This is a genomic window from Prauserella sp. PE36, from assembly GCF_003311655.1.
In the GTDB taxonomy this organism is placed as follows: Bacteria; Actinomycetota; Actinomycetes; order Mycobacteriales; family Pseudonocardiaceae; genus Prauserella_A; species Prauserella_A endophytica.
This window is the reverse complement of record NZ_QEQT01000056.1, coordinates 1-19,059: the sequence shown is the minus strand read 5'-3', so window position 1 is coordinate 19,059 and position 19,059 is coordinate 1. Positions and strand designations below refer to the sequence as shown.

Below are 19,059 nucleotides of genomic sequence, written 5' to 3'. Positions count from 1 at the left end.
GCAGTGAAGGCCACCTTGCCTGCGTTCAACGCAGTGAAGGTGGCCTTCACTGCGGTAGGAGGGGTTAGGAGTTCGCGGGCGCCGGCGCCGGGAGAGGGGTTGGTAGGTAGTGCGCGGCCACGAGTCGCGGGCCCGCGTCGCCCTCCGCGAACGACAGCAGCCACACGGAGCCCTTCTTGCTCGCCACGCCGTCCGCCTTCGTCTCGGGAAGCTCGATGCCGCCGTGCTCGGCGAGCGCGCTCACGATGTCCGGGATGACCCCGCCCTGGCTGCACACGACCGGAGTACCGCCGTCGGCGACGATCGCGAGTAGCCGCGACCACGCCACCACGGGGTCGGCCCAGTAGTTGTCCTCGGACAGCAGCGGCTCGTGGACGATCTCGGTGCCGATGTCCTCGGCAAGGCCCTGCACGGTCTGGACACACCGCAGGCGCGGCGCGGAGAACACGCGGTCGGGGCCGAACGCCCTCAGCAGCACCCGCAGCGCTTCCGCCTGCCGCATTCCCGCGTCCGAGAGCGGCCTCAGATCGTCGTCACCGGTCCACTCCTCCCGCTTGCCCGCCTTCCCGTGCCGCACCAGCAGGAGCGACGTCAGGTCCGCGGGCAGCGCCGTGAACTCCCGCAACACCCGCTTGTCGGTGCCGTAGCTCAGCAGCGATTCGGCGTCGGCGGGCGGCAGCCAGCGCAGTTCGTCGACTTCCTCGTTCGGGGTGAAACGGCCCTCGCCCGCCCTCGCGGCGAAGTAGTCGACCGTTTTCGGACCCTTGGCCACCTCGTATTCGGTGGTATTCAGGAAACGGCCGAGAACAGCGGTGAACCCCGTTTCCTCGGCCAGTTCCCTCACCGCGGCGACGGGGACCGTCTCGCCGGGGTCGACTTTTCCCTTGGGCAGTGACCAGTCGTCATAGCGCGGCCGGTGCACGACGGCGATGTCGATTTCCCGGGAAGTCCCCGGCCGCCACAGCACCGCTCCCGCGGCCCGGATGGCCCGTCCGCCGTTCGTGCCGCTCACCCGGCGGCTCCGTGCCTGCGCAGGAGTTCGACCTGGTGGTCGCGAACCTGCGACGAGTCGGCGGGAGAGGGAACCCATTCGCCGGTTGAACTGAGCACCCAGCAGCGGGTCAGCGGGTCCAGCGCCGAGTCGAGCACGTCGTCGAGCTGCGCGGCCAGCTTGGGATCCTTGACCTGCACCAGCGCTTCGATCCGGCGGTCGAGGTTGCGGTGCATCATGTCGGCGCTGCCGATCCAGTAGGCGTCGGCGCCGCGGAAGTGGAAGATCCGCGAGTGCTCAAGGAAGCGGCCGAGGATGGACCGCACGGCGATGTTGTCGCTCAGGCCGGGCACGCCCGGCTTCAGCGCGCAGATGCCGCGCACGACGATGTCCACCGGCACGCCGGCCTGCGAGGCGCGGTACAGGCCGTCGATGATCTGTTCGTCGACGAGCGAGTTGCACTTGAGGCGCACGCCGGCGGGCCCGCCCGCACGGGCCACGTCGATCTCGTGCTGGATGCAGTCGAGGATGCCGCGCCGGATGCCGTTGGGCGCCGTCAGGATGTTGCGGTAGGTCGCCTGCCGGGAGTATCCGGTGAGGACGTTGAACAGGTCCGTGAGGTCGGCGCCGATCGCCGGGTCGGCCGTCAGCAGCCCCAGGTCCTCGTACAGCCGCGCGGTCTTCGGGTTGTAGTTGCCGGTGCCGATGTGGCAGTAGCGGCGGATCGTGGAGCCCTCCTGCCGAACCACGAGCGCGACCTTGCAGTGCGTCTTGAGCCCGACGAGGCCGTACACGACGTGAACGCCCGAGCGTTCGAGCGTGCGCGCCCACGTGATGTTGGCCTGCTCGTCGAATCGGGCCTTGATCTCCACGAGCGCCACCACCTGCTTGCCCGCCTCGGCGGCGTCGACGAGCGCGTCGACGATCGGGGAGTCACCCGAGGTGCGGTACAGCGTCTGCTTGATCGCCAGCACCTTGTCGTCGGCGGCGGCCTGCTCGATGAACCGCTGTACGCTCGTGGAGAACGAGTCGTAGGGGTGGTGCACGAGCACGTCGCCCTCGCGCAGGGTCGCGAACACGCTCTTCGGGGTCTCCCGCTCGCCGAACGCGGGGTGCGTGGCGGGCACGAACGGACGGTCCTTGAGCTCTTTGCGGTCGATCGCGGAGAGCTGGTGCAGACAGCTGAGGTCGAGCAGCCCCGGCACCTCCACGACGTCGCGCGGGTCGACCTCCAGCTCACGCAGCAGCAGTTCGAGCATGTGCTCGCTCATGTCCTGAGCCACCTCGAGCCGGACGGGCGGGCCGAAGCGGCGCTGCGCCAGCTCGCGTTCCAGCGCCTGCAACAGGTCCTCGTCGCGGTCCTCCTCGACCTCGAAGTCGGCGTTGCGGGTTACGCGGAACACGTGGTGCTCGATCACCTCCATGCCGCTGAAGAGCTCCCCGAGATGGGCCGAGATCAGTTCCTCCAGCGGCAGGAACGTCGCGGTGTGGCTGTCCCGCTGGCGTTCGATGCGCACGAGCCGCGGCACGTTGTTGGGCACCTTCACTCGCGCGAACCGTTCCGTGCCGCCGTCCGGGTCGCGGACGGTCACGGCGAGGTTGAGTGACAGGCCGGAGATGTAGGGGAAGGGGTGGGCCGGGTCGACGGCCAGCGGGGTGAGCACCGGGAAGATCTGGTCGGTGAAGTAGTGGGAGAGCCGCTCCCGGTCCTCCACCTCCAAATCGGACCACCGGACGATGCGGATGCCCTTCGCCTCCAGCGCCGGGCGCACGTGCTGCTCGAAGGCCTCGGTGTGCCGCTCGACGAGGTCCTGGTTGCGCTTGGCGATGTAGGACAGCTGCTCGCGGGGCGTGAGGCCGTCGGCGCTGCGCACGGAGAGGCCGGTCTCGTCCCTGCGCTTGAGACCGGCTACCCGGACCATGTAGAACTCATCCAAATTGGACGCGAAGATCGCCAGGAACTTGGCGCGCTCGAGCAGCGGCTGCGACTCGTCCTCCGACAGCGCCAGCACCCTGGCGTTGAAGTCCTGCCACGAGAGTTCCCGGTTGAAGTACCGGTCGTCGGGCAGTGCGTCGGCCAGCGCCTGTGCTCCGGTCGCCGCGGGCGGGGCCGAAGGGACGGCTTGCGCCGGCTTCGGCAGGCCGTTCTCGGGGGCGGCGGGCGGTGGCGGAGGCGTGCTGACGCGCCGCCCGTCCGGCGACCCACCGGGCGGGGAAGTGCTCTCGTCGTTGCTCACCCCTGCATTGTTCCCCACGGAGGCGACTGTTGCGCATACCCGAGCGAACGCGGAGGCAACGGCCCTCAGTGCGGAACGCACGCCGTGTCGAGCAGCGCGGTGGTGCTCGGGCCGAGGCCGAGCAGCCGGGCGTGCTCCAGGTCCTCGGGGGTGTCGACATCGCCGCGCAGGGAGGGCGCGGGCAGCGTGAGCGGCACGGCGCCCGACGCGGTGTGGACGCTCGCGGAGCCCTCGCCGAAGCGCGGCGCGAGCGGTTGCCCGGCGCCGGAGAGGAGCAGCGTGGTGCCGGTGCCGTGCCGGTCGGCGGTGAAAGCCCTGCGCCCGTCGGCCTCCGCGAGCGCGGCCGCGAGCTCACCGGGCCGCAGCGCGGGGAGGTCTGCCTGCAGCGCGCCGACCGCCGCCAGCGGATCGGCGGCGCGCAGCAGGCGTTCGCCCACCCGCAGCGCGCCGTTGAGCCCGCCACGTTCCTCCCCGTTGCCGTGTTCGTCCACCACCTCGGCACCGAGCTCGCGCAGGGCGGCGAGCGCCTCGGTGTCGGAACCGACGACGAGCACCCGGCGCACGCCGGGGGCCGCGGTCGCGGCCCGCAGCGTGTCGGAGGCCAGCGCGAGCACGAGTGCCGCGTGGCACTCGGCGTCGGCCGGGTAGCCGAGCGCACCCCGCAGCCGCGACTTGCCGGCGCGGGGTGGCTTCAGGGGCACGATGAGGTCTGTGGCCACGCCACCATCTTTACCCATCGGAGCCGCCGTGTGCCTGTGGGAGGATCGCCTCAGCTTCCGCACGCGACGAGGAGGAGTCTTGGCTGATCGGGAGAAGGGCGGCTTCTGGGTCGGGGCCGCCGCGGTGCTGTTCTACCCGCTGACCTGGATGGGCAAGAGCGTCTACCGGGGCACCGAGCGGATCCCGAAAGACGGGCCCGTGCTGCTCGTGATGAACCACGTCTCGCACCTCGACCCGGCCGTGGACGCGGTGTTCGTGCACCGCAACAAGCGCGTGCCCAGGTTCATGGCCAAGGACAGCCTCTTCCGGGTGCCGATCTTCGGCAAGATCCTCGCCGGCTCCGGCGGCATCCCCGTCACCAGGGGCAGCGCCACCGCGGGTGACAGCCTCAGGGCCGCGCACGAGACGCTGGCGAACGGCAAGCTGGTGCTCATCTATCCAGAGGGGACGATCACCAAGGACCCCGATGGCTGGCCGAAGCGGTCCTACACCGGCGTGGCCAGGCTCGCGCTCGAGAACGACGTGCCCGTGATCCCGGTCGCGCGGTGGGGCACCCAGAACATCTGGAACGGTTACACGAAGAAGTTCCGGCCGTTGCCCCGCAAGACGGTGGTCCACTCCGTCGGCGAGCCGGTGGACCTTTCGAAGTACCGCGAGCAGGACCGCACCCCCGCCGTGCTGCGCGAGGTCACCGACCTGCTGATGGGCGAGGTGCTCTCGCTGCTCGCGGACATCCGCGGGGAGCAGCCGCCCGCGAAGCGGGAGGACAGTGCCTGACATGCCGGACATGACGGGCGTCACTGTGCAGTCGGTCACGGTGCTCGGCGCGGGTTCGTGGGGCACGACGTTCGCCAAGGTGCTCGCCGACGCCGGCCGTGACGTCACGATGTGGGCGCGGCGGGCCGAGGTCGCCGCCGAGATCCGCGACCAGCACACCAACAGCGGCTACCTGCCCGGCGTGACGCTGCCCCAGCGGCTCACCGCCACGTCCGACGCCGAGGAGGCGCTGTCCGGTGCCGAGGCCGTGGTGCTCGCCGTGCCGAGCCAGAGCCTGCGCGCGAACCTGACGGGCTGGCGCGGTCTCCTGCCGCGCGACGCGATCCTCGTGAGCCTCGCCAAGGGCGTCGAACTCGGCACCCTGAAACGGATGAGCGAGGTGATCAGCGAGATCGCCGAGGTCCCCGCGAACGAGGTCGTGGTGGTCTCCGGTCCGAACCTGGCGCGCGAGATCGCGCAGCGGCAGCCCGCCGGCGCGGTGCTCGCGTGCGCCGACCACGACCGCGCGGTCGCGATCCAGCAGGCCAGCTTCAACGGTTACTTCCGCCCGTACACCAACACCGACGTGGTTGGCTGCGAGCTCGGCGGCGCCTGCAAGAACGTGATCGCTCTGAGCTGCGGCATGGCGGCCGGGCTCGGTTTCGGCGCCAACACGATGGCGACGCTCATCACCCGTGGTCTCGCGGAGACGGCGCGGCTCGGGGCGAAGCTCGGCGCCGACCCGCTGACGTTCGCGGGTCTTGCCGGGGTGGGCGACCTCGTGGCGACGTGCGCGTCGCCGTTGTCGCGCAACCGCACCTTCGGCGAGCGCATCGGCAGGGGCGAGACGCCGCAGCAGGCGCAGGCCGCGGTGGGTGGCCAGGTGGCGGAGGGCGTGATGTCGTGCCAGTCGATCCGCGAGCTCGCGCGCGGCGTCGGCGTGGACATGCCGATCACCGACGCGATGTACCGCGTGTGCCACGAGGGGATGGATCCCGCTCGCGTCGGTGCCGAGCTGCTCGGCCGCCAGCAGAAACACGAGTGGTCGTAAGGGCGCCCAATCGCTGGAACCCGTTTGACGCCTCGTCGCCGTGCTGGTTTGCTGTGCGGCATGTCGACGTGGAGCGCACTCACGGCAGGGGGCCACACCGGTCTCCGCCATGCCCGCTGCGCGTCGTGTCCTTGCTGTTGTCGCCGGTGACCGACTCACCACGGATCCCCGACCTCAGTCAGCACTGTTCAGCAAGGACCTCATTTCCCCATGTTCGCCGTTCCAGAGAACACGGTCGCTTCCATGCCTGCCGCAAACCCGCAGCTTCGCCACCCCGTCCGCACCGCGCTGGAGTACGCGGCCGACCGAGACCGCTGGCGCAACGTGCTGCGCTACGACCCGGACGAGCGTTTCGCCGCCCTGCTCGAGCGCGCCGCCGACGAGGAGATCTGGCTGCTGAGCTGGCTTCCCGGCCAGCAGACCGGGCTGCACGACCACGGTGAGTCGACGGGCGCGTTCACGGTTGTCAGCGGCACCCTCACCGAGACCGTCACGCGCAGGGCCCCCGACGGGCGCGTGCTGACCGAGGTGCACACGCCGTCGGCCGGCCAGTCGCGCGTGTTCGGCCCCGGCTACGTGCACGAGGTGCGCAACGAGGGCCCCGACCCCGCCGTGAGCGTGCACGTCTACCGCGCGGGCGGGCGCACGCTGCGCCCGCACCACCTCGATCCGCTCACCGGACCGGTTCGCGACTGACTGCGGGCTCGCGCTCGGCCACGTGCGCCGGGATCGGCGTCCCCTCCGGCACGTAGCTCGCCGGTGCCGGGGCACCGAACGTCGTGTGGATCGGCAGCACGCCCGCCCACGCGGTGCCGTGCTCCAGATCCTCCGGTTCGTCGATGGGCTCTCCGGAGCGGATTTTCACCGACGCCTCGGCCAGGTCGAGCGCCAGCACGCTGACCGAGGCCATTTCCTTCGCGTTGGGCTCGCGCGCGTGCTCCCACGAGCCCGGAGCGAGGTGGTCGCTGACAACGCGCAGGCCGTGCAGCTTCTCGGCGGCCCCGGTGACGGGGCGCGCGCGGCCGTGGATCACGGCGCTGCGGTAGTTCATCGAGTGGTTGTTCAGCGAGCGCGCGTAGACGATCCCGTCCAGAATCGTCACCGTCACGCAGACGTCGACACGGTTCGCCGCCGCTCGGAGGTTCCCCGAACCCGTCGAGCCGTGAAAATAGAGCGTGTCGCCGTCTCTGCCGTAGCCGGTGGGCAGGACCACGGGAGAGCCGTGCAGGACGAGTCCGACGTGGCAGACGAGCGCCTCGTCGAGCACGCCGTGGAGGGCGGCGCGATCCCGCGCCGCCCGGTCCTTCTTGCGGGTGAGTGTGCTGCGCGTGGTGGGCGACAGTGGTACGGACATGCGACGAGCCTGTCAGGCCCAGTGGCATTATCAGATAGCCACAAGTGCGGAAAAATGGGAGGCCACTTTGACTCGGGGTGACACCGCGTTGCCGGTCAGACTCGATCGGGACTCCACAGTACCGCTCGCCGTGCAGCTGGCCGACGCGCTGCGCGAGTCGGCGGCGACAGGGCACCTGCGCGGCGGCGACCGCCTGCCCTCCACCCGCGCGCTGGCCGACCGGCTCGGTGTGAGCAGGACCGTCACGTCGGCCGCGTACGAACAGCTGCACGCCGAAGGCTGGATCCTGGGCAGGCACGGCTCCGGCACCTACGTCACCACGTCGCCGCCGGCCGCCCGGCCGGAGCGCAGGGGCTTCGTCACCAACGACGAGGCGCCGAGCGACCTGCTGATGCTCACCCCCGGGGTGCCGTGGGCGGACGGGCTCGACCGGGCCGCGTGGCGAAGAGCCTGGCGGGCAGCGGCCGACACGCCGCCCGCGACCTACCTCTACCGCTCCGGCCTCTCCGACTACCGCGCCGCCGTCGCCGAGCACCTGCTGCGGCACCGGGGACTCGACGCGGGCACCGACTCCGTGCTCGCGACCGGCGGCACCACGTCCGCCGTGGTGGAGCTGGCGAGCGCCGTGCTGCGGCCCGGCGACCTCGTCGCCGTGGAGGAACCGGGATATCAGCGGGCCGTCCAGGCGTTCCGCCGCGCGGGCATGCGCGTGGTGCCTGTGCCGATCGACGCCGAGGGCCTGCGCCCGGACGTCCTGCCAAGCGGGGTCCGCGCCGTCTACTGCTCGCCGGCGCACCAGTACCCCATGGGCTGCCGGATGAGCGCGGCCCGGCGGGTGGAGCTGGTGGAGCGGGCGCGGGCGGAGAACTTCCTCGTCGTCGAGGACGACTACGACGGTGAGCTTCGTTACGACGTGGCGCCGCTGCCGCTGCTCGCGTCGCTCGCCCCCGACGTGGTGGTGCACCTCGGCACCACGAGCAAGATCCTCACGCCCACGCTCGGCGCGGGCTGGATGGTGGCCCCGCCCTCGGTGACCACCACGATTCTCGACTACCGCGAGCTGACCGGTACCCGGCCCTCGCCCGCGGGTCAGCGCGTGGTGGTGGAGCTGGCCCGGCACGGCGACCTCGGCAGGCACCTGCGCAGGCTCCGCCGCGAACTGTCGGAACGAAGGTCCATGCTGGTCGGGGCACTGAAGAAGGCGGGCGTTCCGGTACTCGGCGACGACGCGGGCGCGCACCTGGTGGTGCCGTTGGCCACACCCGAGGACGAGCGCGAGCGGCTCGCGTCCGGCAAGCGGCGCGGGCTGCTGCTCGACGGCCTCGGCAGGCACTTCGCCCGCACCCCCACGGCGTTCGGGGTCGCGGTGGGCTACGCGGGCTGTTCCAGGGAGGCGCTGCGCGAGTCGCTGTGGGTGCTCGTCGACCTGTTACGGCCGAGGCCCCGGTAGGGTGACCGGCCATGAGTAGCCGCAAGACGCGCGTGGCCGTCGTGTTCGGGGGCCGCAGCACCGAGCACACCATCTCCTGTGTGTCGGCAGGCAGCGTGCTGGCGAATCTCGATCCCGACCGGTTCGAGATCGTCCCCATCGGCATCACCAAGGCCGGTGGCTGGGTGCTGGGCACGAACGACCCGGGGGCGCTGGCGATCCGGGGGCACGAGCTGCCGACCGTCGACGACGGCAGGGCGCTCGTGCTGGCGGGCGACCCCACCAGCAAGAGCGTGGTGAGCCTCGAGCCCGGCCAGGAGAGCGAGGTGCTGAGCGGGGTCGACGTCGTGTTCCCCGTGCTGCACGGCGCCTTCGGCGAGGACGGGACCATCCAGGGGCTGCTCGAGCTCGCCGACATCCCGTACGTGGGAGCCGGCGTGTTCGCGAGCGCCGCCGCGATGGACAAGGAGTACGCCAAGAAGCTGCTCGCCGCGGAGGGGCTGCCGGTCGGGCGCTACGCGACCGTCCGCCGTGGACAGTCGACTCTGGACGACGCCGACCGGGAACGGCTGGGACTGCCCGTGTTCGTCAAGCCGGCGAGGGCCGGATCGTCGATCGGCATCAGCAAGGTCACCGACTGGGCCGAGCTGGACGAGGCCATCGCGCTGGCGAGGCGGACCGACCCCAAGGTGCTCGTCGAGGCCGCCGTGGTGGGCCGGGAGGTCGAGTGCGGCGTGCTGGAGTTCCCCGACGGGCGCGTCGAGGCGTCGCTGCCGGCCGAGATCAGGGTGCTCGCCGAGGGCGACGACGCCTGGTACGACTTCGAGACCAAGTACCTCGGTGAGGCCGCCGAGCTGGACATCCCGGCCAAGCTCGACGACTCGGTGACCGAGCGGCTGCGCGCGTGCGCGGTGCGTGCCTTCGATGCGCTGGACTGCCAGGGCCTCGCCCGGGTGGACTTCTTCGTCGGCGAGAACGGCGAGCTGACCATCAACGAGGTCAACACGATGCCAGGCTTCACCTCGACGTCGGCGTACCCGAAGATGTGGGCCGTCACCGGAGTGGACTACCCGACGCTGCTGGCGACCCTGGTCGAGACCGCCCTGTCCCGGGGCACCGGCCTGCGCTGACTCCTTCGCAAGGCTGCCCTTCTGCAGTGAAGGCCACCTTCACTGCGTTCAACGCAGTGAAGGTGGCCTTCACTGCGGTTGGGGCACTGCGGTTGGGGCACTGCGGTTGGGGCACTGCGGTCAGTCGGTGGCGGGCAGGGAATCGCGGATGGTGTCCGAGACCTGTTGCAGCGGGCCGGTTCCCGAGCCCGCCGGGACGGTGAGCGCCAGGTAGACGGGGCGGTCGACGACATACCACGTCGCTGCCCCCTCGCCGGGCACCTCCAGCCAGCGCACACCGTTGATCTGCCGCAGGTACGACGTGGGGGTCAGCTCTGGCGGGCGTTCGAGCCCGCACCGCAGCACCACGGGGTTGTCGGTGCCCCACGCGACCGTGGCCGGGGGAGCCGGCTGCGCCAGCTCCCGCCGCGCCAGCGTCTCACCGGAGGATTCCAGCTCGCCGGGTGCGGCCTCGATCACCTTCGCGCACTCGGGGCTGCCGGACTTCGGCGCGGGGATCGACACGAGCGGCAGCGGACCGGTCTCGGTGCCCTCGTCGTCGCCGGACGACAGCACCCCCAGCACCGCCACCGCGACGGCGAGCGCGGCCGCCAGCACCGCGGCGGCGACGATGAGCATCCGGGGAGGCGCACCTGTCTCGGTCACGCTCCCCACTACAGCACAGCCCTACAGGTGCACCACGGGACAGGTCAGCGTGCGCGTGATGCCCTCCACGTTCTGCACCTTCGCGACCACGAGCTGCCCCAGCTGGTCGACGTTGTCGGCCTCGGCGCGCACGATGACGTCGTAGGGGCCGGTGACATCCTCCGAGCTGGTGACACCGGGGATGCCGGCGATCTCGGCCGCGACGGAGGCTGCCTTGCCGACCTCGGTCTGGATGAGGATGTATGCGTGGACCACGGCGCGCCCCTTCGTCTGGATGGGTTCGTCAAGCTCAAGATAGGAACGTTGAAGCAACGTACCGCAGGCGGGGCAACGATCGGACATCCGATGAGTCTCGGGTTACACCGGAGGTGTCAGTGGAGGACAGACCCACGCCGGACAGTGCCGCCGAGGGCACTGCCGACACGGTGGCGGCGATCGGCGAGTTCGGCCTGATCCGCGCCGTCACCGCGAACCGCACGCAGCCGTCGACGACGCTGCTCGGCCCCGGCGACGACGCCGCCGTCGTCGCCGCGCCCGACGGCAGGGTGGTGGTGTCGACGGATGTGCTGGTGCACGGCGTGCACTTCCGGCTGGACTGGTCCACTCCGGAGCAGGTCGGGCACAAGGCGATCGCGGTGAACCTCGCCGACATCGCGGCGATGGGCGCGGTGCCCACCTCCGTCGTGGTCGGGATCGCGTGCCCCGCCGACGAGAAGACGGCGACCGTCACGCAGCTGTTCGACGGGATGGCCGCGGAGGCGGGCCGCGCGCGGGTCGGCCTCGTCGGCGGCGACATGGTGCGCTCCGACCAGCTCGTGATCAGCGTCACCGCCCTGGGCGACCTCGGTGGGAGGCCACCGGTGACGCGCTCCGGTGCCCGGCCCGGCGACATCGTGGCGGTGTGCGGGCGGCTCGGCTGGGCCGCCGCCGGACTCGCCGTGCTTGGCCGGGGTTTCCGTTCGCCGGTCGGCGTGGTCAACGCCCAGCGTTTCCCCGAGCCGCCCTATGCCGCGGGACCGGCGGCCGCGCTCGCCGGGGCCACCGCCATGATCGACGTCTCCGACGGCCTGCTCGCCGACCTCGGCCACCTCGCCCAGGAGTCGAACGTCGGCATCGACGTGCACACCGACCGGCTCGACGTCGACCGGAAGCTCACCGACGTGGGCACCGCGCTCGGCGCCGACCCGCTGCACTGGGTGCTCACCGGCGGCGAGGACCACGCGCTCGCCGCGACGTTCCCCTCGTTCACCGACCTGCCGGAGGGCTGGGTCCGCATCGGCACCGTGCTGCTGCCCGACACCGGCATCACCGTGGACGGCAAGCCCTACGAGCACGAAAGCGGTTGGGAGCACTGGCGCTGATCCGGTTTCATGGGCGGGGTGGAGATACGAGTAGTCCCGTTCGACCACCCGGACGCGGTGAAGCTGATCGACCTGGTGCAGCAGGAGTACGTGACGCGCTATGGCGATCCCGACGTGACGCCCGTGGACCCGGCGCAGTTCTCGCCGCCGCACGGGATCTTCCTGGTCGGCTACCGCGACGGCGTGCCCGTCGCGTGCGGTGGCTGGCGCGCGCACGACGGTCCCGTGCCCACGTTCCGGCCCGGTGACGCCGAGCTCAAGCGGATGTTCGTCGTCGATACCGAGCGCGGCAACGGCTTCGCGCGGGCGATGCTCGCGCAGCTGGAACGCACCGCGCTCGCCGCGGGCCGCAGGCGGGCGGTGCTGGAGACCGGCACCGAACAGCCGGAGGCGATCGCGTTGTACCGTTCGTCGGGCTACACCGACATCCCCGGTTTCGGCGTCTACAAGGACGAGCCGGAGAGCGTTTACCTGGCGAAGGAACTGAAGGAGAGCTAGCGCATCCCATGGCGATCTACGCACTCGGCGAGCTGGAGCCAACCATTCACCCCGACGCGTACGTGCACCCCGACGCCACCGTGATCGGGGACGTCCGTATCGGCGCGCACGCCTCGGTGTGGCCGCAGACCGTGTTGCGTGGCGACAACGGCTACATCGAGCTCGGGGAGCGCTCCAACATCCAGGACGGCTGCGTGGTGCACTGCACGCGCAGGGACCCCACGATCCTGGGCGCCGACTCCGCGATCGGGCACTCGGTGCACGTCGAGGGTGCGCGCATCGGCACGGGCTGCCTCATCGCGTCCGGGTCGGTGGTGCTCAACGGCACGGTGCTCGAGGACGGCGCGATGGTCGGAGCCGGGGCGGTGCTCTCCTACAACTCGCGCGTCCCGTCCGGGCACATCGCGCTCGGTGTCCCGGCGAAGACGCGGCCCAACACGTCGTTCGGCCCGGAGAAGATCGCGGGCGTGGTCAACAGCTACGTGGAGCGGGCCAAGCGTTTTCGCGCCGAGCTCAAGCGCTTGGATTGACACAGCGGCGCGGAGCGCCTCCGTAAAACGGGTGGGGCGGGTGACGGGTGGGCTGAGCCCGCTAGGGTTGCGTGCCGTGACCGCACGACCGCTGCACGAGATCATCGACCCGGGCTGGGCGAAGGCGCTCTCCCCGGTCGAGGCCAAGATCACTGCGATGGGGGAGTTCCTGCGCGGCGAGGTCGCCGAGGGCCGCAAGTACCTGCCCTCCGGTGACAACATCCTGCGTGCGTTCAAGCAGCCGTTCGAGGACGTGCGCGTGCTGATCGTGGGCCAGGACCCGTACCCGACGCCGGGGCACCCGATCGGTCTGTGCTTCGCCGTCGCGCCCGACGTCCGGCCGCTGCCGAAGAGCCTCATCAACATCTACCGTGAGTACTGCGAGGACCTCGGTCACCCCACGCCGTCCAACGGCGACCTCACGCCGTGGACCCGGCAGGGCGTGCTGCTGCTCAACAGGGCACTCACGGTGCAGCCCGGCAAACCGAACTCCCACCAGGGCAAGGGCTGGGAGGAGATCACCGAGCAGGCCATCAGGGCGCTCGCGGCGCGCGAGGAGCCCATGGTGGCGATCCTGTGGGGCAGCAACGCGCGCAGGCTCAAGCCCCTGCTCGGTGACGTGCCGTGCATCGAGTCGGTGCACCCGAGCCCGCTGTCCGCCCACAACGGCTTCTTCGGCTCCCGCCCGTTCAGCCGCGCCAACGAGCTGCTCGAGAAGCAGGGCGCCGCGCCGATCGACTGGAAGCTGCCCTGAACCCCCGGACATGACAACGGCCCGGCGACCGAACGGTCACCGGGCCGTGTGGCAAGACTCTGGGGTCAGCCCCGAACGACCTTGCCCGCCTTGAGGCAGGAGGTGCACACGTTCAGGCGCTTCCTCTGGGAAAGCCCGATCTTGGCGTGCACGGTCTGGATGTTCGGGTTCCACCGGCGGTTGGTACGCCGGTGAGAGTGCGAGACCGACTTGCCGAAGCCCGGCCCCTTGCCACAGACGTCGCACACGGCAGCCACGTCGAACACTCCTCGAAGAAATAGGTCAACAAAACCCACCCGGCGAATGCCGGGCAACTCGAACAGGGTAGCCGGTGCTCTCCCGGCGGCCGTAGCCGGGTCGATACGCTCGCGAAGACCCCTTCGAACCAGTGCGGAGGATACGTGGTGCGGGCCTTGGACGCGGATGCTGTGTGCGCGTGGGCCGCGGCCTGCGTACACAGCCTTTCGGCACTGCGTTCCGACATCGACGGCATCAACGTCTACCCGGTCGCCGACTCCGACACCGGGTCCAACCTGCTGCACACGCTCTCGGCCGCGCAGGCCGAGCTGGCCGCCGCCGAACGAGTCGGCGGTGCGGGGGAGGCGCTCGGCCTGCTCGCTCGCGGCGCCGTCGCCGCCGCGAGGGGCAACTCCGGTGTGATCATCTCCCAGGTGCTGCGCGGGCTCGCCGAGTCGGCGGCCGACGCCACGGAGCTCGACGGTCCCGCGCTCGCCTCGGCGCTCAAGCGCGCCGACGGGCTCGCCACCGAGGCGGTCGCCCGGCCGGTGGCGGGCACGATGCTGAGCGTGCTGCACGCCGTCGCCACGGCGGTCGGTGAGGGAACGCCCGCCGAGGTGGCCACCACGGCGGCGAAGGCGGCGGCCGACGCGCTGGAGGAGACGCCGCACCAGCTCGCCGCACTCGCGGTGGCCGGGGTGGTCGACGCGGGCGGCCGGGGCCTGGTCGCCGTGCTCGACGCGCTCGCCGGGGTGGTCACGGGCGAACGGGAGCCCGAGCACGCGCTCGCCGTGTCGCCGCCGGGACCGCCCGCGCCGCGCGCGTGGGAGGTCATGTACCTGCTCTCCGGGGCCGATGACGCGGCACTGCCGTCGCTGCGCAGGGCGCTGTCCGCGCTCGGCGACAGCGTGACCGTCGCCGGGGACGGCGCCGGCAACCACGCCGTGCACGTCCACTGCGCCGACATCGGCGCCGCCATCGAGGCCGGGCTGGCCCACGGCAGGCCACACCGGGTGCGCGTCGAGCCGCTCATGACGCCGCCGCCGGTGGAGACCGCCGCGGCGAGGGGCGACCGCGCGGTGGTGGCCGTCGTGCACGGCGAGGGGCTCGCCGGGCTCATCGGCGAGGAGGGCGTGCCGGTGCTGGCCGTCGCCGCGGACGCGGAGCCGAGCGCGGAGGAGTTGCTCGGCCTGGTCACCGAGACCGCGGCGAGCCACGTGACCGTGCTGCCCGGCGGGGTCGGCCTCACGGCCGCGGCGGAGCGGATCGCCGGGCACGTGATGCTGCAGGACCGCGACGTCGTGGTGGTGCCGTGCGCGTCGCCGGTGCAGGTGCTCGCGGCGCTCGCCGTGCACGACGCGGGCCGCCGGGCGGGCTCGGACGTGGTGGCGATGGCCGAGGCCGCGGCGGCGACGCGGCGTGGCGACATCGTGGTGGCGAGCCAGGACTCGATCACGTGGGTCGGCCGCGCGCAGGCCGGGGACGTCGTGGGCCTGGTCGACGGCGAGGTGGTGCTCATCGAGCCCGGGCGGGGCGTCGAGCAGGCGGCCACGGCGGTGCTGGAGCGGATGCTGGCCGTGGGCGGCGAGCTCGTCACGGTGCTCACCGGGGTCGGCGCGCCCGACGGGATCGAGGACGCCATCGCCGCTCACCTGCGTGCCTCGCACCCCGAAGTCGAACTGGTGTGCTATTCCGGTGGGCAGACGGATGCGCTGCTGCTGATGGGTGTTGAGTGAATCGATGACTGAGCTGAGCGACGCGCTGACCAGGGTGCTCGGGGCCAAGACCGCCAAGGCACTGGACACCTCGCTGGGCATCGGGACGGTCGCGGAACTGCTGCGGCACTACCCGCGCCGCTACGCCCGCCGCGGCGAGCTCACCGACATCGCCGGGCTGGAGATCGGCGAGCACGCCACGGTGCTCGCCAGGGTCGAGCGCGCCACGAAGAAGCCGATGCGCCAGCGCAGGGGGTCCATCCTCGAGGTCACGATCACCGACGGCCAGCGCAGGCTCTCGTGCGCGTTCTTCGGCAACCAGGCGTGGCGCGAGCGCGAGCTGCGGCCCGGCAAGACCGGGCTGTTCGCGGGCAAGGTCACGGCGTTCCGCAACACGCTCCAGCTGGCGAATCCCGAGTACGAGCTGATCGATCCGGAGAGCGACGAGATCTCCACGCTGGACAGCTTCCTCGCCGAGATCATCCCCGTGTACCCCGCCGCGGCCGGCGTCCAGTCGTGGACGATCGGGCGTGCGGTGCGGCAGGTGCTCGACACCCTCGACCCGGTGGAGGATCCGCTGCCGGAGCAGCTGCGTGAGCGGCACGGCCTCGGCGACCTGCAGGAGGCGCTGCGTCAGATCCACCGGCCGGAGAGCTGGGAGCAGCTCGACGAGGCGCGTGAGCGGCTCAAGTGGGACGAGGCGATGGCGATCCAGCTGATCTTCGCGCAGCGGCGCCATTCCGCCGTCTCGCGGCCCGCGCCCGCGTGCCCGCCGAAGCCGGGCGGGATCGCGGCGGCCTTCGACGAGAAGCTGCCGTTCGAGCTCACGGCGGGCCAGCGGGAGGTCGGCGAGGCCATCGCCGCCGACCTCGCGGGCGAGCACCCCATGAACCGGCTGCTGCAGGGCGAGGTGGGCAGCGGCAAGACGATCGTGGCGCTGCGGGCGATGCTGCAGGCCGTGGACGCGGGCAGACAGGCCGCGATGCTCGCGCCCACCGAGGTGCTGGCAGCGCAGCACGCGCGGTCGCTGCGGGAGATGCTCGGCGAGCTCGGTCAGGCGGGGGAGCTGGGCTCGGCCGACAACGCGACGAGGATCACGCTGCTGACGGGCTCGATGGGAGCGAAGGAGCGCAAGCAGGCGCTGCTGGACACCGCGAGCGGCGCGGCCGGGATCGTGGTGGGCACGCACGCGCTCATCCAGGAGCACGTGACGTTCGCCGACCTCGGCTTCGTCGTCGTGGACGAGCAGCACCGGTTCGGCGTCGAGCAGCGGGACGCGCTGCGCTCGCGCGGCGCCGACTCGACGAGCCCGCACGTGCTGGTGATGACGGCGACACCGATCCCGAGGACGGTGGCGATGACCGTCTACGGAGACCTGGAGACGTCCTCGCTGCGTGAGCTGCCCGCCGGGCGCTCGCCGATCTCGACGAGCGTGGTGCCCGTCGCCGAGAAGCCGGCGTGGCTGGACCGGGCGTGGCAACGGCTCGTGGAGGAGGTCGGCAAGGGGCACCAGGCCTACATCGTGTGCCCGCGCATCGGCGACGAGCCGCCGTCGGACAAGAGCGACAAACGGCCTCCCATCGCCGTGCTGGACCTCGCGCCGCAGCTGGCCGAGGGTCCGCTCAACGGCCTGCGGATCGGCGTGCTGCACGGCCGCCTGCCCAGCGACGAGAAGGACGCCGTGATGCGGGCGTTCTCCACGGGCAAGCTCGACGTGCTCGTGGCGACGACCGTGATCGAGGTCGGCGTGAACGTGCCCAACGCGACCGTCATGATGATCATGGACGCCGACCGGTTCGGCGTGAGCCAGCTGCACCAGCTGCGCGGCCGCGTCGGGCGGGGGAACGTGCCAGGCCTGTGCCTGCTCGTCACCGACGCGCTCGACGGCACCAGCACCCGGGCCCGGCTCGCGGCGGTGGAGTCGACGCTGGACGGCTTCGAGCTCTCCAAGCTGGACCTGGAGCTGCGCAGGGAGGGCGACATCCTCGGCGCCGCGCAGTCCGGCAAGCGCTCGGGTCTGAAACTGTTGTCGCTGCTGGAGGACGAGGACGTGATCGCGCGGACCCGCGCCGTGGCGCAGCAGATCGTGGCCTCGGACCCCGAGCTGGCGGAGTACCCCGGCCTCGCGCGGCTGGTGTCCGAGGTGGTGGACGAGGAGCGAGCGGAGTTCCTGGAGAAGTCCTAGCCCCTCGTCACCCCTCGCGCCCCGAGTCACGCCGCCCCGACCGCAGTGAAGGCCACCATGCCTGCGTTCAACGCAGTGAAGGATGCTCCTATAGAGGTCAAGTGGTGAGGTTGGCGAGGTCGGCTTGGATGGCGTGGTAGGCCTCGCGTGCGGCGTAGCGTTTGAGGCAGCGGATGATGTCGCGTTTGCTGAGGCCTTCGGTGGTGCGTCGGGTGACGTAGGCGCGGGTGCGTGGGCAGTGGCGCATGCGGACGATGACGATGCGGTGGAGGGCGGCGTTGGCTTGCCGGTCGCCGGCTCGGTTGAGTCGGTGTTTGGTGGTGCGGCCGCTGGCGGCGGGGATGGGGGCTGTGCCGCAGAGGTGGGCGTAGGCGGCTTCGGAGTGGAGTCGTGTGGGGTTGTCGCCGGCGGTGGTCAGGAGTTGTCCGGCGGTGTCGGGGCCGAATCCGAACAGTGCGGTGGTGCGGGGTGCGGTGGCGGGGACCAGTGTGGTGAGTTGGGTGTCGGCGTCGGTGATCTCGGTGGATAGTTGCTGGATGCGCCGGGCGAGTCGGCGGAGCGCGGTTTTGGTGGCTGTCAGTGGGCAGGTCAGGTCGGTGCCTGGTCGCAGTCCGGCGCAGGTGGTGACCAGTGCGGTGGTGTTCAGCCCGTGCAGCTGGGCGCGCAGTGTTTCCGGGGCGGTGACCAGGAGTGCGGTGAGTTCGTTGAGTGCGGCGGTGCGGGCCTGGATGGCGCTGCGGCGCACGCTGCGCAGTACCCGGATGGCCTCCACCGGGCCGGTGCGGGCCTTGGGCACGGCGGTGGCCCGGCCGGATTGCACCGCTCGGGCGGCGGCGATCGCGTCCAGGGTGTCGGTTTTGCCGTGGCGGCGGCGGTCTTTGCGGTCCGGGCGGTCGATCTCGATCACCGGCACGGCGTGGTCGTGCAGGTGGCGGGCCAGGCCGGCGCCGTAGGAGCCGGTGCCTTCGACGCCGACGGCGGTGAGCGTGCCCAGCCCCTGCAGCCAGGCCAGCAGGGCGCGGTAGCCGGCGATGGTGGCGGGAAACTGCCGCGTCCCGAGCGGCCGGCCGAGCTGGTCCAGCGCGGCGGCCATGTGGGTGTCGGTGTGGGTGTCCACACCCGCGGTCACCTCGACCGGGCCGGGTTGATGCGTCATGCGTGGGCCTGTCAAATGTTCTGTGTATGAGATCAACTTCTGAGTTGGATGGAGTACACAGTGACCGTGGCCGAGGAATCGCAGCAGGGCTCGTTCGAGCCGCCGTTGTCGGGGTCGGGTTCGGCGCGGGATGTGGTGGCTGAGCTGGTGGATGCTGGCTTGTTGGATCGGGTGATGGATCGGGTCGATCAGGACGGGCTGGCGTTGACCGGGGAGGGTGGGTTTCTGCCGGAGCTGGTCAAGGCGGTGTTGGAGCGGGGTTTGCAGGCGGAGTTGGCGGATCATCTGGGCTATGAGAAGGGTGATCCGG

The 19,059-nt window shown here is 71.4% G+C and carries 19 protein-coding genes and 1 pseudogene; 12 read left to right on the top strand and 8 right to left on the bottom strand.

Translation table 11 applies throughout. From position 1 onward, the window contains the following. Positions 1–64 precede the first annotated feature (64 nt). The 3 genes from DI005_RS13520 to cofC all read right to left on the bottom strand — a co-directional run bounded on the left by DI005_RS13520 (position 65) and on the right by cofC (position 3,947). Positions 65–985: an NUDIX hydrolase gene (locus DI005_RS13520; protein WP_255565700.1), complete on the bottom strand. Its 921-nt coding sequence runs from the start codon at positions 983–985 to the stop codon at positions 65–67. 23 nt (positions 986–1,008) lie between these two features. Then, positions 1,009–3,228 (bottom strand): RNA degradosome polyphosphate kinase, encoded by a 2,220-nt coding sequence (locus tag DI005_RS13515; RefSeq protein ID WP_233520126.1) that lies wholly within the window; start codon positions 3,226–3,228, stop codon positions 1,009–1,011. A gap of 65 nt (positions 3,229–3,293) precedes the next feature. Next, positions 3,294–3,947 carry a 2-phospho-L-lactate guanylyltransferase gene (gene cofC / locus DI005_RS13510; RefSeq protein ID WP_228713847.1) on the bottom strand — a complete coding sequence of 218 codons (654 nt, stop codon included), beginning with the start codon at positions 3,945–3,947 and terminating at the stop codon, positions 3,294–3,296. A gap of 79 nt (positions 3,948–4,026) precedes the next feature. On the opposite strand from cofC, the gene DI005_RS13505 reads away from it, so the two are divergent. The 3 genes from DI005_RS13505 (at position 4,027) to DI005_RS13495 (ending at position 6,451) form a co-directional block, all read left to right on the top strand. Continuing rightward, positions 4,027–4,725, top strand: a complete 699-nt coding sequence (locus tag DI005_RS13505) for a 1-acyl-sn-glycerol-3-phosphate acyltransferase (protein ID WP_112271827.1) — start codon at positions 4,027–4,029, stop codon at positions 4,723–4,725. A 1-nt stretch (position 4,726) separates the two neighbouring features. Then, a complete protein-coding gene (locus DI005_RS13500; protein WP_369973577.1) occupies positions 4,727–5,755 on the top strand; it encodes an NAD(P)H-dependent glycerol-3-phosphate dehydrogenase in 1,029 nt (342 codons plus the stop codon). A 210-nt stretch (positions 5,756–5,965) separates the two neighbouring features. Beyond that, complete coding sequence (locus DI005_RS13495) at positions 5,966–6,451, top strand: cysteine dioxygenase family protein (RefSeq protein ID WP_112271829.1); 486 nt, start codon at positions 5,966–5,968, stop codon at positions 6,449–6,451. Here DI005_RS13495 and DI005_RS13490 read toward each other — a convergent pair. Continuing rightward, positions 6,429–7,109, bottom strand: coding sequence for a pyridoxamine 5'-phosphate oxidase family protein (locus DI005_RS13490; RefSeq protein ID WP_113642298.1), 681 nt, complete (start codon positions 7,107–7,109; stop codon positions 6,429–6,431). The genes DI005_RS13495 and DI005_RS13490 overlap by 23 nt on opposite strands. 67 nt (positions 7,110–7,176) lie before the next feature. Here DI005_RS13490 and DI005_RS13485 point away from each other — a divergent pair, with 67 nt between their 5' ends. Next, complete coding sequence (locus DI005_RS13485) at positions 7,177–8,559, top strand: PLP-dependent aminotransferase family protein (RefSeq protein ID WP_199542789.1); 1,383 nt, start codon at positions 7,177–7,179, stop codon at positions 8,557–8,559. Positions 8,560–8,570: 11 nt separating this feature from the next. Beyond that, positions 8,571–9,668: a D-alanine--D-alanine ligase family protein gene (locus DI005_RS13480; protein ID WP_112271835.1), complete on the top strand. Its 1,098-nt coding sequence runs from the start codon at positions 8,571–8,573 to the stop codon at positions 9,666–9,668. Between the two features lie 120 nt (positions 9,669–9,788). On the opposite strand, the gene DI005_RS13475 is transcribed toward DI005_RS13480, so the two are convergent. Together DI005_RS13475 and DI005_RS13470 are read right to left on the bottom strand one after the other, a co-directional pair. Further along, complete coding sequence (locus DI005_RS13475; RefSeq protein ID WP_113642297.1) at positions 9,789–10,286, bottom strand: DUF3515 domain-containing protein; 498 nt, start codon at positions 10,284–10,286, stop codon at positions 9,789–9,791. 48 nt (positions 10,287–10,334) lie between these two features. Beyond that, complete coding sequence (locus tag DI005_RS13470) at positions 10,335–10,568, bottom strand: Lrp/AsnC family transcriptional regulator (protein WP_112271839.1); 234 nt, start codon at positions 10,566–10,568, stop codon at positions 10,335–10,337. A 119-nt stretch (positions 10,569–10,687) separates the two neighbouring features. Here DI005_RS13470 and DI005_RS13465 point away from each other — a divergent pair, with 119 nt between their 5' ends. The 4 genes from DI005_RS13465 (at position 10,688) to DI005_RS13450 (ending at position 13,456) form a co-directional block, all read left to right on the top strand. Then, positions 10,688–11,674, top strand: coding sequence for a thiamine-phosphate kinase (locus DI005_RS13465; RefSeq protein WP_233520125.1), 987 nt, complete (start codon positions 10,688–10,690; stop codon positions 11,672–11,674). Between the two features lie 18 nt (positions 11,675–11,692). After that, entirely contained in the window at positions 11,693–12,172 is a 480-nt protein-coding gene (locus DI005_RS13460; RefSeq protein ID WP_112272102.1) for a GNAT family N-acetyltransferase, read from the top strand. An 8-nt stretch (positions 12,173–12,180) separates the two neighbouring features. Then, positions 12,181–12,702, top strand: a complete 522-nt coding sequence (locus tag DI005_RS13455) for a gamma carbonic anhydrase family protein (protein ID WP_112271843.1) — start codon at positions 12,181–12,183, stop codon at positions 12,700–12,702. Between the two features lie 76 nt (positions 12,703–12,778). Beyond that, entirely contained in the window at positions 12,779–13,456 is a 678-nt protein-coding gene (locus DI005_RS13450; RefSeq protein WP_112271845.1) for a uracil-DNA glycosylase, read from the top strand. A 65-nt stretch (positions 13,457–13,521) separates the two neighbouring features. Here the strand turns inward: DI005_RS13450 and rpmB are convergent, their stop codons facing one another. Beyond that, positions 13,522–13,713, bottom strand: a complete 192-nt coding sequence (gene rpmB, locus DI005_RS13445; RefSeq protein ID WP_112272104.1) for a 50S ribosomal protein L28 — start codon at positions 13,711–13,713, stop codon at positions 13,522–13,524. A gap of 147 nt (positions 13,714–13,860) precedes the next feature. Between rpmB and DI005_RS13440 the strand changes: the two genes are divergently transcribed. Next, positions 13,861–15,429, top strand: a complete 1,569-nt coding sequence (locus DI005_RS13440) for a DAK2 domain-containing protein (RefSeq protein WP_113642301.1) — start codon at positions 13,861–13,863, stop codon at positions 15,427–15,429. Positions 15,430–15,433: 4 nt separating this feature from the next. Continuing rightward, positions 15,434–17,593, top strand: a complete 2,160-nt coding sequence (gene recG, locus DI005_RS13435; RefSeq protein WP_113642296.1) for an ATP-dependent DNA helicase RecG — start codon at positions 15,434–15,436, stop codon at positions 17,591–17,593. Between the two features lie 97 nt (positions 17,594–17,690). Here recG and DI005_RS13430 read toward each other — a convergent pair whose 3' ends face one another. Further along, a complete protein-coding gene (locus DI005_RS13430; protein ID WP_112265267.1) occupies positions 17,691–18,749 on the bottom strand; it encodes an IS110 family transposase in 1,059 nt (352 codons plus the stop codon). A gap of 135 nt (positions 18,750–18,884) precedes the next feature. On the opposite strand from DI005_RS13430, the pseudogene DI005_RS13425 reads away from it, so the two are divergent. Beyond that, a pseudogene (locus tag DI005_RS13425) lies at positions 18,885–19,059 on the top strand (IS256 family transposase); the annotation flags it as partial.

Excerpts from the sequence above, each read along its gene's own strand:
- DI005_RS13500 (WP_369973577.1), top strand. The coding sequence starts at position 4,727 with ATGCCGGACATGACGGGCGTCACTGTGCAGTCGGTCACGGTGCTCGGC.
- DI005_RS13475 (WP_113642297.1), bottom strand. The coding sequence starts at position 10,286 with ATGCTCATCGTCGCCGCCGCGGTGCTGGCGGCCGCGCTCGCCGTCGCG.
- DI005_RS13430 (WP_112265267.1), bottom strand. The coding sequence starts at position 18,749 with ATGACGCATCAACCCGGCCCGGTCGAGGTGACCGCGGGTGTGGACACC.
- DI005_RS13455 (WP_112271843.1), top strand. The coding sequence starts at position 12,181 with ATGGCGATCTACGCACTCGGCGAGCTGGAGCCAACCATTCACCCCGAC.
- DI005_RS13490 (WP_113642298.1), bottom strand. The coding sequence starts at position 7,109 with ATGTCCGTACCACTGTCGCCCACCACGCGCAGCACACTCACCCGCAAG.
- DI005_RS13495 (WP_112271829.1), top strand. The coding sequence starts at position 5,966 with ATGTTCGCCGTTCCAGAGAACACGGTCGCTTCCATGCCTGCCGCAAAC.
- DI005_RS13480 (WP_112271835.1), top strand. The coding sequence starts at position 8,571 with ATGAGTAGCCGCAAGACGCGCGTGGCCGTCGTGTTCGGGGGCCGCAGC.
- recG (WP_113642296.1), top strand. The coding sequence starts at position 15,434 with ATGACTGAGCTGAGCGACGCGCTGACCAGGGTGCTCGGGGCCAAGACC.